We start from the raw sequence: 15,442 nt of genomic DNA, 5'->3' as shown, positions 1-15,442 counted from the left end.
CTACGCTACATTGACATCTCTTTTAAGAACTTGCTGACCTGGTAAGCCTCACGGCCGGTCACTTATATATCTTCGGTTTCAGTTCGTTCAAGTCTTGTTCGTCTTAAACGTGTTTCCATCCGTTTCAATCTTTTTTCTGTTACCTTTCCGGCATCCGCCGTTCCGGTTTTTCCCGCTTCCTTTCGGTTGGGAGTGCAAAGGTAAGGAACTTTTCCGAACTTCCAAATAAAATAAATTTTATTTTTTCGTCTTCTTTTTTTTCCTTCCTCTTATTTCAATATGCCGGTGTTGACCAGCTCCCCGTTCTTCCGATCCGGGCTGCAAAGGTAGCAATCTTTTCTTCTCCCGCAATATTTATTTTAAAATAAATCCTTGCCTGCGCGCTCCAATGCCGTCCTTTCAACCAAAACCCTTCCTCCGAAGCGGGATGCAAAAGTAGAAAAAATCAACACTAATGCAAAGCTTTTCTAACGATTATACAAAGGCTTTAGGTAACTCCATGGTTTTCAACAGGAAAAAGTTTTACAGATAGCCAAACTTTTTAAGGAAACAGGTGTTTAGGGACAGCTGCTCCCCTTCAGGCTTCCGGAGTTTTCCCTGCGCCCAGCCACTTGAAACTTCGGAAGACCCTGCCATCTAAACCCGATAGCAGCGGGCATCCCGATTTAAGCACTGGTTTGTGTTATATTTTGGTGTGCTTGCTTGTTTCACAGGTTTTCATCGGAATAAAGCGGATAGCGGGAACATACCTATATAGCAGCACTAAACCTGCTTTGCTAAAAAAACATGAAACATATACTATATAGTGTAGGAATAGAACCAGCCTGGCCTGAATAGACTTCCTAACCATCTATAATTATAGTATAATTCGCTACAAACAAATACGAACAGCTATATATGTTAAAAATTGTTAACTGTTATATTGTACTGAATTGCTTTGCATAGCTTAGCGGCCAATTGTTTTTATTGATGTTATCGTATTATTAATTATCTTTGCAGAATGTTTAAAGTTAAACACTTAATTATTTTAGTATTTGTTGCCGCTCTGGGTATGGCGGGTTGTAAAAGTCGTTTCGAGAAATTGAGAGCGAGCAATGACGTTGCAAAAAAATACCAAGAGGCGCTTCGTTTGTATAATAAACGCGATTACAGTAAAGCATTGGTGCTTTTTGAAGATCTTTCTCAAAAATATCGTGGCCGTGCAGAAGCTGAGGATCTGAACTATTATTATGCTTATACACTATATAGATTAAGTGATTATACAACCGCAAGATACCAGTTTAAAAGTTTTGCAGAAACCTACCCAGCAAGTAAAAATGCAGAAGAAGCAAGATACATGGGAGCGTATTGTTTCTATTTAGAATCTCCAAATTTCTCTTTAGATCAGGAAAATACTTATAAAGCTATAGATGCACTGCAATTATTCATCAACTTGTACCCTACCAGCGATCGTGCTGCAGCCGCTGGCAAATATATTGCTACACTAAGAGGCAAGTTAGAGGATAAAGCATTTGAAAATGCTAAAATGTACTTAACTACCGGGCCTAGTAATGTAGATAATTACAGAGCAGCGGTTATTGCCTTAAAAAATGCGCAAAGAGATTACCCAGATATTAAATATGCTGAGGAGATGGATTTCTTGATGATTAAAGCACAATATTTATACGCAAAAAACAGTTATATCATCCGCCAGGAAGACCGTTATAATGAAGCACTTGCTTTATATACTGAGTTTACTGAAAACCATCCTGACAGTAAATACACTAAAGACGCAAAGGTACTTAAGGATGATGTAGAGGCAGGGATTGCGGTTACAAAACAAGAACTGGCATTATATGCCGCTGATCAGGAAAAATACAAGCAGATGCTGATTAGAACTGGGAAATTAAAGGATACCGTTTCTACAAAACCAACTAATGCTGATAACACGAATATTAAAAACAAGTAATACATGAATACTAACAAACCTGCTGTACCAAATACTACAGTAACCAGAAACGTACACGATTTAGATAAAACTACAGATAACTTATACGAATCTTTAGTGGTAATTGCTAAAAGAGCAAATCAGATTTCGAACAACGTTAAAGAGGAGTTACACGGTAAATTGGCAGAATTTGCTTCAAGCAACGATAATTTAGAAGAAATTTTCGAAAATCGCGAGCAGATTGAAATCAGCAAACATTACGAGCGCATGCCGAAGCCTGTTTTGGTTGCTATTGATGAATTTTTAAACGAGAAAATTTATCACAGAAATCCTGCTAAAGAACAAAAGTAACTGGCGTAGCGCATAGCGTTTAGGGCAAAGCGTTTAGCACTACGCTCTATGCTCCGTGCCTTATGTACTCTGCGCATTATGCTAAAAAATAAAAATATAATCCTTGGCGTTTGCGGTAGCATCGCAGCATATAAGTCGGCTTTTTTGGTTCGGCTACTTGTAAAAGCTGGTGCAAACGTAAAGGTTATTCTTACCCCTGATGGTGCTAATTTCATTACACCACTTACCCTTGCTACGCTTTCTAAAAACCCTGTTTATACGCAATACTTCGAAGAAGAAACTGGCGTATGGAGCAACCACGTTGAGCTGGGCTTATGGGCCGATTTAATTATCATCGCCCCAATAAGTGCCAACACGCTGGCCAAGCTGGCAACAGGCATCTGCGATAATTTGTTAACAGCTGTTTATCTTTCAGCCAAATGTCCGGTTTATGTTGCCCCGGCAATGGATCTGGACATGTGGAAACATGAGACTACACAAGCTAATATCGAAAAGATTATCAGTTTTGGCAATACGGTTATTGCGCCTGCCAATGGCGAACTTGCCAGTGGACTTTGGGGTGAAGGCCGAATGGCAGAACCCGAAGAAATTGTTTCCTTTCTGGATAGTGCCATTAAAAGATCGATGCCTTTATTTGGCAAAACGGTAATGGTTACTGCCGGTCCTACGTACGAAGCGATTGATCCGGTACGTTTTATTGGCAATCACTCATCAGGCAAAATGGGTTTCGCTCTTGCTGATGAATTAACCAGGCTTGGAGCGGATGTTACATTAATTGCCGGACCAACTGCACAAAAATCTACTCAAATGTTAAAAAGGATTGATGTAGTAAGTGCTCAGGATATGTTCAATGCCTGTTCATCGGTATTCCCTAATACTGATATTACCGTAATGTGTGCTGCTGTGGCAGATTATCGCCCTAAAGTGGTTGCCACTCAAAAAATTAAAAAACAGGATAGTGATCTTGTTTTGGAACTGGAAAAAACAACTGATATACTCGCTTCTTTAGGTACGGCAAAAAAAGCGCACCAGATTTTGGTTGGTTTTGCTTTAGAAACCAATGATGAAGAGAATTATGCGAAAGGCAAACTAGAGAAGAAAAACTTAGATCTGGTGGTTTTAAATTCTTTAAATGATAAGGGCGCAGGTTTTAAATCAGATACCAATAAAATTACTATTTTTAACAAAGCTTTAGAACGGACTGTATTTGAAATGAAATCGAAAACAGATGTTGCTAAAGATATTTGTGCTGCCATTTTAAAAATTGCAAAATGATAAAAAAGATTGTTTGGATATTGTTATTGGTTGGTTTCGGGAAACTGCATGCACAGGAGTTAAATGCAAGGATAACTTTGCTGGCTCCCCAGGTTTCGAATATCAGTAAGCCAACTTTAGATGCTCTGCAAAAAACAATCCGCGATTTTTTAAACAATAACAAGTTCAGCAACGAAAGTTATAAGCCTCAGGAACGCATTGAATGTAGTTTTGTGATTACCATCAATTCTTGGGATGGCGGTTCCGGGTACACTGCGGAAGCGCAGATCCAAAGCAGCCGTCCGGTTTTTAACAGCTCTTATAATAGCACTTTGTTAAATATGAGTGATAAGAATTTCGATTTTAATTTCAATGATGGCGCTACAATCGACTTTTCCGATCAGAATTATATTTCCAATATCAGTGCCCTCCTCACCTACTACGCTTATACCATCATCGGAATGGATAAAGATAGTTTCAGCAAAATGGGCGGAACTCCTTTTTATAAAAAAGCACAGAACATCATTAATCTGGCGCAAGCCTCGGGCAATACCGGCTGGAGAGCAGCTGATGGTTTACGCAATCGTTTTTGGTTTAATGAAAATGTTCTGAATCCTATTTTTAGCGAGCTGCGCAATTTCATCTATAGCTACCATTTAAGCGGCCTCGATCAGCTAACCGATAATGATAAGGGTTTAACACAGATTGTTGCGGCCCTACCTGCCCTTCAACAAATGGATAAGCAGAAACTGGGTTCCATTTTCCCTAATGTTTATTTCGCATCTAAGGCCGAAGAAGTAACCAATGTACTTTCTAAACTAAACGGCCAGGAACGTATGAAAGCTTACAATATGTTGGCAGAAATCGATCCGGCGAATATTGGCAAGTACGAAGGACTGAAGAAAAATTAGTTTTTTGGGTTAACTGGTTAATTGTTTAAATCGGTTAATCGTAAAATAACTTTCAGTTAACCAGTTTCAACAGCTAACACTTAAGGAGTTCTCTATTTGTGATGGTTGTTTTTGGGAAAGCAGTCTCAACATTTCAATTAAAGCCACTCCTGCTTTCGTTCATACGCCTGCAGGCCTTATCCACGGGCCGGTATCCACATCAATCAGGTTTAATAACCTAAGTCAGTTTTTCATAGCTGGTTTTTTCCTTCAAAAGCCAAATAAGCATGCAACATTTGGCGTTTACGTGTGTCTTATACCACAGTTAACCAATTTCGAAAATTAACCAATAAAGTTAAAAATTTGTTAAAATATTTTGATATTACGAATATCTTCGTACATTTGAATACGAAATAATTCGTACAACTTGTAACATATGACTAATCATAACATCAAACCAACAGAAGGTGAAATGGAAATCCTCCAGGTGCTTTGGCAAAAAGGCAATGCAACGGTAAGAGAAGTTCATGAGGCATTGAATAAAAAAGACTCCGGGTATACCACAACCTTAAAACTGATGCAGATTCTGCACGAGAAAGGAATGGTAGAAAGAGATACCAATCAAAAAACACATATCTATAAAGCGCTTGTTAGTCAGGATAAAACTGAAAAACAATTGGTTAACAAAATGATCGATAACGTATTTAACGGATCGGCAGCGAGATTGGTAATGCAGGCTTTGGGTAACCACACCGCAAGTGCAGATGAAATTGACGAAATAAAAAAATATTTAGATAGCCTAAAGTAAGGTTAGCGTTGAAGGTTGAAAGGTGTAGGGTTTAGATCCCTAATTAAACATTAACATTTTCGGATTGTCCCCGTATAAAAAATTAAAACCACCGTTATGGAAACTTTATTACAACAGTTCATCAAAGCATTTGGCTGGAGTATTTTAAACTCACTTTGGCAAAGCGCCATTATTTATGGCATTCTATTTATTGTAATGCTTAGCATTCCGAAGCTGGCGGCAAAACATAAGCACAACCTTGCTTTTGGCGCCATCACTTTAATGTTTATTGGCTTTGGCTATAATTTCATTCATCAGTTAACATTGAATGTAAATAATCAGGCTCCCGCAATCAATGCACAAAATATACAGGTTTACCAATACTTTAACAACCTACCGCCAAGTTTTAGCAGCAAGGCAGAGCAGTATTTCCCTGTTGTGGTCGTATTTTACATTATTGGCATTTTACTTCAGTTATTCGTAATCGTTAAAGGCTATGGTCAGCTTTCAAAACTAAAGAGAGAGAGTTTAAGTGCTATTCCAGATAGTTGGAAAACCATTTTCGAGCAGGTAACGGCCCACCTTAAAATCAATAAAGTTATCCAGTTCCATTTATCTTCTATTGTTAACGTGCCTTTGGTTATCGGTTATTTAAAACCTGTGGTATTATTTCCATTGGCCTTGGTAAACCAGTTAGACAACGATCAGGTAGAAGCGATATTAATCCATGAGTTATCACACATCAGAAGAAACGATTTCTTATTGAACCTGATTAAAACAGCCATAGAAACCTTATTATTCTATAATCCATTTGTGTGGATGGCAGGTAGATTTATACACATTGAACGCGAGCATGCCTGCGATGATCTGGTATTAAAAATTACCGGAAAACCACTGAATTATGCCCATGCCCTACTTAAACTCGAACTATTAAAAGACAAAAACAGTCCGGCTTATGCATTAGCAGCAACAGGCAAGACTCAGAATTTGTATCAACGCATAAAAAGAATAACCAACATGAAAACAAATTATTTAAACGCCAAACAACAAATGGCAGCTCTAACTTTAGGAGTAGCCTGCTTGTTTTCTATTGCCTGGATCAATCCAACAGAAAAGAAAAAAGAAAATAAAAAAACGCCTAAAATGGAGGTTTTGAGTGTGATCAATCACCATGATGTAAAAACCATTGTTTGCGCTGATACCACCAAAAAACGTAAAATTAAAATTGTAACCATTGATGCGGATGGTAAAAAAACCGAATATAACTCGGTAAAAGAAATGCCTGATAGCCTGAGAAAAGATTTTTACAGGGATGAGCTTTTTGCAGGGAAAAATATCTACAGACTACATACCGACAGTAATTTTAAATTTAAGTTCAACGATTCGCTTTTGCTTGCAAAAATACATAAAGAGTATAATTCACCAGAAGCACAAGCTAAATGGAAAAAATTTGGCGAAGATATGGCCAAACAATATAACTCACCAGAGGCACAGGCTAAATGGAAAAAATTCGGAGAAGATATTGCCAAACAATACAATTCACCAGAAGCACAAGCCAAATGGAAGAAATTTGGAGAGGAAATGCAAAAGAAAATGAATTCTCCTGAAGCCCAGGCAAAATGGAAAAAAATGGCTGAAGATATGAACAAAGAATTCGGTTCGCCAGAAGCACAAGCCAAATGGAAAAAAATGGGTGAAGATATGGCTGCCAAAATGAATACGCCAGAATTTAGAGCACAAATAGAGAATATCAGGATACATGCTTTAAAATCAGGAGATATTGCAAGATTATCTAGCTTAAGCAGATTACATTCTGATTCTCTATTTAAAGCCAAAGGTTATCAACTTTCTCCTGATGGTGTAATTTTTAAATATAATGATAACTCGAACAGTAAGGTTAGACAAACTGAGGAGTACAAAAAATTGAAGGAAAAATTCGATAACGAAGTAAAAGAGCTGAAAGAGAAAATAGAGAAGAAAGAGAAAGAGAAAAAAGTAGAAGGTGGCAACAAAAGCTCACAGGTAACTCCGGCAGTGATGTTATACAATAATCAGGATTTTACCAGTGCTGTTAAAACCTTGAACACATTAAATGCAGTAGTAACGTATAAAAAATCTGATTTTACCAATGCCGATCAAATAGCTATAAAAAGTTATGTTCAGGCAGCCAACTTAAAAATTACAGACAATAATACAATTAGTATTTCGATAAAATAAAAACACATAAACCAAACAGATCATGAACAGCGAAGATTATTCTTCGCTGTTTTTGTTTTGTATTCACCTGTTGAATAAATTTTAATATTTTTGCTTAGCTATGCTACAAAAACTTTCTATACGTAATTACGCATTAATTGACAGTCTCGATATCGAATTTGATAAGGGCTTAAATATTATAACAGGTGAAACTGGCGCTGGTAAATCTATTATTTTAGGGGCATTATCGCTAATTTTAGGTCAGCGGGCAGAAAGCAAGTACTTTTTTAATCAGGATAAAAAATGTGTGATAGAAGGAAGTTTTGCATTGGCAGATGAAAACCTGAAAGAACTTTTTGAAGAAAATGATTTAGATTTCTCGAACGAAAGTATGCTGCGTAGAGAGATATCTATAGATGGTAAAACCAGATCGTTTATTAATGATACACCGGTTAATTTATCAATTCTTAAACTAATTGGCGAAAAACTGATCGACATCCACTCCCAGCATGCCACCCAAGAGATTAACGATGCCGATTTTCAACTGTTAATTGTCGATTCCTTAGCTAACCACCAATCGCTATTGTTTAATTACCGCAGCGGATTTAAAAAACTAAGACAAGATACCAACCTGTTGAAGAAATTGGTTAGTGAGGCAGATGAAGCGAGAAACAAGCAAGATTATGAGCAATTTCTTTTTAACGAACTCGAGCAGGCAAAATTACAGGAAGGTGAACAGGAAGATTTAGAGCAAGAGTTAGAACGTTTAACACATGCCGAAACCATAAAAAGAGCCTTACTCACCGCTTCCGGTTTAATTAACGAAAGTGAACCTTCTGCCCTCCAGATTTTAAAAGAAGCTTCGTTGCAACTACAGAGTATAGAAAAATTCGATCCTGCAATTAATGTGCTGTACGAACGTTTACGCTCATCGATTATTGAAATAAAAGATATTACCGATGAGGTTTCTACGATAGAGGAAAATACCATACACAGTGCCGATCGGTTAGAAATTGTAAACCAAAGGTTGGACCTGTTTTATACCCTGCAACAAAAACATAGGCTTGCCAATAATACAGAATTACTGGCACTTCAAAATCAGTTGGAAGAAAACCTGAACAAGCTATTATCTTCTGATGAGCATATCGAAAAACTGCAGAAAGAAATAGATCAGCTTAATAAAGAATTACATAAACAGGCCGGTCAATTAAGTGCCAACCGCAAGAAAGCAATTAAAGTGGTTGAGGAACAAACCCGTATTACTTTGAAACAGGTGGGTATGCTTAATGCTAAATTGGTGTTAGATCAAAAACCATTGACCGATCTGAATAAAGATGGTTTAGATGAAATAAATCTCCTCTTTACGGCCAATGCTGGTCAGGCCCCTGCGCCGGTAAATAAAGTAGCATCTGGTGGTGAATTATCGCGACTGATGCTGGCGATAAAAGCACTACTGGCTAAACACACTTCGTTACCAACTATTATTTTCGACGAGATTGATACTGGAATCTCTGGTGAAACTGCGTTAAAAGTTGGAGAAGTAATTGCCGGCTTAGGACAGAACATGCAGGTAATTTCGATTACGCACCTACCGCAAATTGCGGCTAAAGGCATGTCGCATTACTTTGTTCATAAGAATGAAGACCACGGAAAAACCACAACAGGCATCCGTAAACTTAAACAGGAAGAACGTATCGGTGTAATTGCCGAAATGTTGAGTGGGAAAAACCCAGGTTCATCTGCCATGGAAAATGCACGGGAGTTACTCGCCTAATTCTTACATTACGTCATCTCGAGCGGAGTGCAACGTAGTCGAGAGATCTATCTAGGCAGATCTCTCCATTCCACTGCGTTTCATCCGATAGCTATCGGATCGAGATGACGACTTTTCTTATGGATTTGTTAATGGTAGGGAAATGTTGTTGTGCTGTCAGATGTTCCTATCTGCCAGCTAAAAGAAAAACGCCAATAATTTTACATCGGGCATTAAACAAAACTAAATAATTAGTTTATATTTAATCAATGAAATCTTTTCTACTTCTACTTTCATTATTAATCGTCGGTAAATTTTGTTCTGCACAACAAAGTTATATCCTTTCGGGCATGGTAAAAGATAAACGTGGTGAGCCTTTACCCGGGGCAGGCGTATATGTAAGCGGTTATAAAATTGCAACAGTTTCTAACAATGATGGCACCTACACACTACCGCTAAAACTTGGTAACTACGATATTTTAGTACAATTAATCGGCTATAAAGCTTTAAACAAAAATGTAGTGATTGCTGATAAAGCCGTAAAACTGGATCTTACCCTCGAAGAAAGTATAACCCAATTGGCCGAAGTAACCATTAAACCCGATCCGAACAGGGAACATTATATTGCCATGTTTAAGGGGTATTTTATTGGCACCACCCCCAATGCCGAACAATGTAAACTTATCAACCCGAACGTACTGATTATCGATTACGATAAAGAGGAACATAAACTTACAGTAAAAACCACCCAATTTCTGATTATTGAAAACAAGGCGCTTGGATACCGCATTAAATACCTGCTGAACAATTTTGAATACGATAGTAAAACCAGGATCGTTTATTATGAAGGTTTCCCGTATTACGAAGATTTAAAAGGATCGGCACGCCGGAAGAAAATTTGGGAGCAAAAGCGAATTACCAGTTATTTAGGCTCTCCGCAACACTTTTTTAGATCCATTTATCATCACCGCGCTACCGAAGAGGGATTTATTATCAATAAACTGGTTACAGTATCAAATCCGGACAAACCTTCCGACAGTATGATTAACGCCAACATTAAACGCTTAACAAAAGTACAGAATGGCTTAACCCGCACATTAACTTTTACACTTGGAGATTCTTTGAGCTATTGGATAAAAAAGAAAAACCTTCCAAGTGGGATTTCTATTTTAAGCCGTGCTCCGGTAACGCAGGATACATTGGTACACGTGAAGAATCAAAGTATTAAAAGCTTCAATTTTACTGATCAACTTTATGTTGTTTACACCAAAGAAAGGGAAGATCCTTCTTATGCCAACCGGATCGGCTTGTCGATTGCAAGGCCATTAGATATGCCAGATTACCAGATTTCTACCATCACCTTGCAAGTTGTTCCGGTATATTTTTATGAAAACGGATCTATTTACAACCCTCGTTCGATGATTTATTCAGGTTACTGGGGCTGGGAAAAAATTGCCGATAGTGTACCCATGGATTATTTGCCGCCAGCAAATTTGGAGGGGAAATAAACTTCAATTCCCTTAAAGGAAAGGCTGTTCTTTGGCTTAGAGACCAGGTATTTCTTTATTATTTTTGAAAAGCAAATACAGTACTTTTTTGGTTTCGAAAGCCCCGCCCTCCGTTACAAATCCTCGCCCTCATGCTTCGGGCTGTGGTTTTTTCACTTTGGTCCGGTTTAGCTGGCAGGGCCAATAATACTATTGAGGGTTTTGGAACCACGCAGCACCTACCCTTGTTAAATAAACCCGACAGAGCGGGTAGCCCACAGTGAAGCGTAGCGTAACGAGGACTACAAGCGATGGCGGGACTGTTCTAGCCATGAAAAACAGACCTTTCGTTTCCAAACCCGAAAACATTTCCTGCTATTCACCTGGTCTATTTTGAATAAATTCTCTTTTTAAAGATCCTTCGCTGCACTCAGGATGACAAATTTCATTTGCCCGCTCGCAGCTCGAATGACGATTATTTGTAAATGTTAAATTTGTTAAAAATCTTTTGCGTTTTTAATAAATATTACGCCTTTTGGTTACATTCGTCTCTATGATTAAAAGCCTTTTAGTAGCCCTTATGATAATCATGTTGGGTACTAATGCCATTGCTCAAAACACCTTCTCGATTAGTGGTTTGGTTAGGGATCAAAAAGATGGATTACCTGGCGCAAGTATCTATTTAAGTGGATATAAAATTGCTACAGTGGCTGATAACGACGGGCGATTTAAATTATCAAACCTCAAACCCGGCAGTTATGATCTGCTCGTTCAGCTGGTTGGTTATCTCCCCTATTCTAAAAGTGTAATCATTTCTGATAAATCGGTGCAGGTAGAGCTGGTTTTGAAAGAAAATGTTGCGCAGCTGGAAGAAGTTGTAATTAGGGCCGATCCAAACCGTCAGAAATATATTAACCAGTTTAAAGATTTTTTTATTGGTAAAACCCCAAATGCTTTACAATGTAAGATATTAAATCCGCAGGTTTTAAATGTAGATTTCGACATTACCAAAAGTACTTTAACGGTTTCTACAACCGAGTTTCTGATTGTAGAGAATAAAGCTTTAGGTTATCGGTTAAAATATATGCTCGACCGTTTCGAGTATAACTCGAGAACACACATTATTTACTATTCCGGTCACCCGTTTTTTGAGGAATTAAAAGCATCGGCAGCTAAAAAGAAAAAGTATATCGCTGCCAGAGAGGTTGCATATTACGGTTCTTCGCAACATTTCTTCCGTTCGCTTTATGCCAACAAAACAAAAGAAGAAGGATTTATCATCAACAAGATGGTCAAGGTGCCTAACCCTAACCGGTATCCTGAATATTTAATTAATGCCAATTTAGAAAAGATTAAGGCCGTACCCGAGAAAACGGGCATCAGGCAGAATAAAGGTAAAATAGATACCGCCCTGCTCGCCTTTTGGACCAAACAAAAAGAAATGCCCCGAACCATTGATAAATTTTCGAGAGCGGAGGTACTTACCGATACATTGGTGCACTATTTTAACCAGAACTTAAAATACCTTAGTTATACAGATGCATTGCTGATCCAGTACACCAAAGAAAAGGAATCTCTGGCTTATTCAAATACCGGCTTCTGGATATTCAGACCTTTAGATGTGCCCGAAAATGAAATTTCTGTTGCCAACTTAACCGGCGAAGGCGTTCGTTTCTATGAAAATGGTGGCATTTACGACTCCCGATCGCTCTTGTACGAGGGCTTCTGGGCTTACGAAAAAGTGGCCGATATGGTGCCGATGGACTATATACCGCTACCTAAGAATAAGTAAAGGAATATGTGAGATGAAGGACTGATCCAAAACTAAAAATGTTGAAAAGTCATTCTTTTCAGAAACCAAAATTGCTAATATTTTTAGTAATTTTAATCTATGATTGGCGAAGAAGAAAAACAATATTTTAAAGGACGGGGCGCTCAAGTTAATCCGCATAACAAATTTTTAAAAGATGTTTATGTAAAGGAACATGATGAAGGGATAGACGATTGGGAGGAACACGATCGTAAAACCTCCTTTATTTTTGAAAATTCGAAAACCATTGTAAACAAAGTTGACAGCCCCGATGTAGGCATGGCTTATTCTTTAAATCCCTACCAGGGCTGCGAGCATGGCTGTACTTATTGTTATGCCCGCAACTCACATCAATATTGGGGTTATAGTGCGGGAATAGAGTTTGAGCGGAAAATAATTGTTAAAAAAGAAGCGCCAGCACTATTTAAAAAGTTCTTAGAGAAAAAAGGCTGGGATGCCACTACCATTTCCCTTTCTGGCAATACCGATTGCTACCAACCTGCCGAAAGAAAGTTTAAACTCACCAGGCAATTACTTGAAATTGCATTGGCCTATAAACAGCCCATTGGTATGATTACCAAAAATTCGCTTATTCTTCGTGATCGGGATATTCTGCAAGAAATGGCGAAGTTAAATCTCTGCATGGTTTATGTTTCCATTAATAGCTTAAACGAAGATTTACGACAGGTAATGGAACCCCGAACTACAACTGCCAAACAGCGGTTAAAGGTGGTAGAAGAATTGAGTAAAGATGGAATTCCTATGGGGGTTATGGTTGCCCCTCTTGTTCCTGGTTTAAGCGACCATGAAATTCCGAAAATCCTAAAAGCCGTAGCCAATGCTGGTGCGCTAAAGGCCGGTTATACCGTTGTAAGGCTAAATGGCGCTATTGGGCAGATATTTGAAGATTGGCTGCGCAAAAACTTTCCTGACCGTTTTGATAAAGTTTGGCACATGATTCAGAGTTGCCATGGTGGTCATGTTAACGATAGCAGATTTGGCGATAGGATGCGTGGAGACGGCAATATCTCTCAAATGATCAGGGATAATTTTAGGCTCCACTGTCGCTTAAATGCCTTAAATGTAAAGGATATTATTTTAGACCACACTTTATTCAAAATTCCGAGTAACCAGGCGAGTCTGTTTTAAAAATTTTGAGGAGAAAGCCCTCAGCGCTCAGGGCCGTGGTTTATAATCACGGCCATCTCAACATTGTTAGTCCCGATTTACAATCTGGATCTTCGAGGTGCTTTGTAATCAGCCTTAGTAAATTTGTAATCCAGCTTGATAAAACTTAGTTTTAACACCATGAACATTGCATTAGTAACCTACCTGGATAAAGGGGCCTATGATAGCGCCACAGTTGAAAGCGAGGATGATAAACTCTTAAATTTCTTACAAGAAAAAGGATTAAATACTGAAAAAGTAATCTGGAACGATCAGCAAGTAAACTGGGAGGACTATTCGCTTGCCATTTTAAAATCGCCATGGGATTATTTTGATCTGATTGAAGAGTTTTATATTTGGCTTGATGAGTTGGAAGAAAAAAAAGTAAAATTACTTAATCCCATTGAGGTTGTGAGGTGGAACGCAAACAAACAGTATCTGCAGGAGATTGAAGCTGCCGGATTAAAGATTACACCTAGTTTTTTCATTCAAAATAAAGAAAGTGTAAATCTTGAGCATTTCTTTGAGAAATTTAACACCAATAAGTTAATTGTAAAACCCTGTGTGAGTGGTGGTGCAAAAAATACATTTAAGGTAACTGTAGATAATGTGACCGTGGTCAATCAAAAATTAAACCTCCTTATTCAGGAAGAAGATTTTATCATTCAGCCTTTTCTACCAGAGATTCTGGAAAACGGTGAATGGTCTTTCATTTTCTTTAATGGAGCGTATAGTCATTCCTTAATCAAACAGGCTAAACCTGGCGATTTTAGGGTGCAGCCAGCTCATGGTGGATCTGTGCATCCACAAAAACCCAGTGAAGATTTGATTGCAATTGCAGAGCGATACGTAACCCTATTTGCCAAAAACTGCCTTTATGCACGAGTTGATGGTACTTTTGTTAACGGAGAATTTTTGTTGATGGAACTGGAACTGATAGAGCCTTTTCTGTTTTTGAACACAGAACCTGAAAATTATGAGCGGTATTATAAAGCGTTAATGGATTTGATGTGAATAATAGCGTTTAAATAAAAAAGTCGTCATCTCGACTGAAGCACAGCGAAATGGAGAGATCTATCTGGTTAGATTTAGCTTTGCTGAGCACTATGTGGTTCGGCCGCGCTACACCCGATAGCTATCGGGTCCGCTAGAAATGATGATGTTTAGTCTTACTTATTTTGCTGCAAAAACCTGAACCCAATAATTATCCGTTTTAGCTGCCCCCATTTCTTTAAAATTTGCATTCATGATATTTTTGCAGTGATCTTCACTTTTTATCCAATCGTTAAAAACCTGCACTTCGGTGCTTTGGCCAACAGCAGTATTTTCACCAACTGATGTCCAATTGTACCCGGTAGCTTTAACCCGAGCTCCAACGTTATCACCATTGGCGGATGTATGTGTTAAGGTTTTAATAGACGCCATGTACTTACTGTGACCAATAGCAGCAGCGCCCAAGTTAGGGCTCCAGGCTAGTGCTCCAAAAGGAGGCATGACAGTTGTCCCACAATTGCAACCAGCTAAACGGGTGTCGTTCACCAATTTTAACAAGGTTTCGTTATTGATATTGGTTGCCGTAGAAAGTACAGGAGGATCATTTGTTCCTGGCGAATCATCAGTTCCTTTTTTACATGACAAAACACAACATAACGCTAAACACGCTAGTGAGAAGGTAATTAGTTTCATTAATAGGGAATAGTTTAAGGAAAGGTACAATGATTTTCTTAAAAAAAATTAATTTATACCCATCTTTTTCATACATCAAAAACCACTAAGCGTTAGCCGAATATATTTTAAACAAAAAAACTCCCGATTTTCAT

The 15,442-nt window shown here is 38.2% G+C and carries 12 protein-coding genes and 1 pseudogene; 11 read left to right on the top strand and 2 right to left on the bottom strand.

Features of this window, described 5'->3' with window-relative positions; translation table 11 throughout:
* Window positions 1-1,000: 1,000 nt before the first annotated feature.
* The 5 genes from ASU31_RS23090 to ASU31_RS23070 all read left to right on the top strand — a co-directional run bounded on the left by ASU31_RS23090 (window position 1,001) and on the right by ASU31_RS23070 (window position 5,230).
* Entirely contained in the window at window positions 1,001-1,948 is a 948-nt protein-coding gene (locus ASU31_RS23090) for an outer membrane protein assembly factor BamD (protein WP_057934615.1), read from the top strand.
* Between the two features lie 3 nt (window positions 1,949-1,951).
* Window positions 1,952-2,278: a DNA-directed RNA polymerase subunit omega gene (locus tag ASU31_RS23085; RefSeq protein WP_025145617.1), complete on the top strand. Its 327-nt coding sequence runs from the start codon at window positions 1,952-1,954 to the stop codon at window positions 2,276-2,278.
* A gap of 78 nt (window positions 2,279-2,356) precedes the next feature.
* A complete protein-coding gene (gene coaBC, locus ASU31_RS23080; protein WP_209435048.1) occupies window positions 2,357-3,553 on the top strand; it encodes a bifunctional phosphopantothenoylcysteine decarboxylase/phosphopantothenate--cysteine ligase CoaBC in 1,197 nt (398 codons plus the stop codon).
* Entirely contained in the window at window positions 3,550-4,443 is an 894-nt protein-coding gene (porD, locus tag ASU31_RS23075) for a type IX secretion system protein PorD (protein WP_057934614.1), read from the top strand. The genes coaBC and porD overlap by 4 nt, the downstream gene beginning before the upstream one ends.
* A gap of 415 nt (window positions 4,444-4,858) precedes the next feature.
* Window positions 4,859-5,230: a BlaI/MecI/CopY family transcriptional regulator gene (locus ASU31_RS23070; RefSeq protein ID WP_057934613.1), complete on the top strand. Its 372-nt coding sequence runs from the start codon at window positions 4,859-4,861 to the stop codon at window positions 5,228-5,230.
* 39 nt (window positions 5,231-5,269) lie between these two features.
* Here ASU31_RS23070 and ASU31_RS28140 read toward each other — a convergent pair.
* Window positions 5,270-5,320, bottom strand: a pseudogene (locus tag ASU31_RS28140) (hypothetical protein); the annotation flags it as partial.
* A gap of 6 nt (window positions 5,321-5,326) precedes the next feature.
* Here ASU31_RS28140 and ASU31_RS23065 point away from each other — a divergent pair.
* The 6 genes from ASU31_RS23065 to ASU31_RS23040 all read left to right on the top strand — a co-directional run bounded on the left by ASU31_RS23065 (window position 5,327) and on the right by ASU31_RS23040 (window position 14,636).
* Complete coding sequence (locus tag ASU31_RS23065) at window positions 5,327-7,426, top strand: M56 family metallopeptidase (RefSeq protein ID WP_057934612.1); 2,100 nt, start codon at window positions 5,327-5,329, stop codon at window positions 7,424-7,426.
* 100 nt (window positions 7,427-7,526) lie between these two features.
* Window positions 7,527-9,179, top strand: a complete 1,653-nt coding sequence (recN, locus tag ASU31_RS23060) for a DNA repair protein RecN (RefSeq protein WP_057934611.1) — start codon at window positions 7,527-7,529, stop codon at window positions 9,177-9,179.
* Between the two features lie 248 nt (window positions 9,180-9,427).
* Entirely contained in the window at window positions 9,428-10,666 is a 1,239-nt protein-coding gene (locus tag ASU31_RS23055) for a carboxypeptidase-like regulatory domain-containing protein (RefSeq protein WP_083505501.1), read from the top strand.
* 568 nt (window positions 10,667-11,234) lie between these two features.
* Complete coding sequence (locus ASU31_RS23050; RefSeq protein WP_245224592.1) at window positions 11,235-12,437, top strand: carboxypeptidase-like regulatory domain-containing protein; 1,203 nt, start codon at window positions 11,235-11,237, stop codon at window positions 12,435-12,437.
* 99 nt (window positions 12,438-12,536) lie between these two features.
* On the top strand, window positions 12,537-13,604 hold the full coding sequence (locus ASU31_RS23045; protein WP_057934608.1) for a PA0069 family radical SAM protein: 1,068 nt from the start codon (window positions 12,537-12,539) through the stop codon (window positions 13,602-13,604).
* Window positions 13,605-13,763: 159 nt separating this feature from the next.
* Window positions 13,764-14,636 (top strand): ATP-grasp domain-containing protein, encoded by an 873-nt coding sequence (locus ASU31_RS23040; RefSeq protein ID WP_057934607.1) that lies wholly within the window; start codon window positions 13,764-13,766, stop codon window positions 14,634-14,636.
* Window positions 14,637-14,795: 159 nt separating this feature from the next.
* Here the strand turns inward: ASU31_RS23040 and ASU31_RS23035 are convergent, their stop codons facing one another.
* Complete coding sequence (locus ASU31_RS23035) at window positions 14,796-15,308, bottom strand: CAP domain-containing protein (protein WP_083505500.1); 513 nt, start codon at window positions 15,306-15,308, stop codon at window positions 14,796-14,798.
* Window positions 15,309-15,442: the final 134 nt, after the last annotated feature.

Origin of the sequence: Pedobacter ginsenosidimutans (genome assembly GCF_001442625.1) — a bacterium.
Lineage (GTDB): Bacteria > Bacteroidota > Bacteroidia > Sphingobacteriales > Sphingobacteriaceae > Pedobacter > Pedobacter ginsenosidimutans.
The sequence above is the reverse complement of the archived record's forward strand: the minus strand, read 5'-3'. Positions and strand labels throughout refer to the sequence as shown.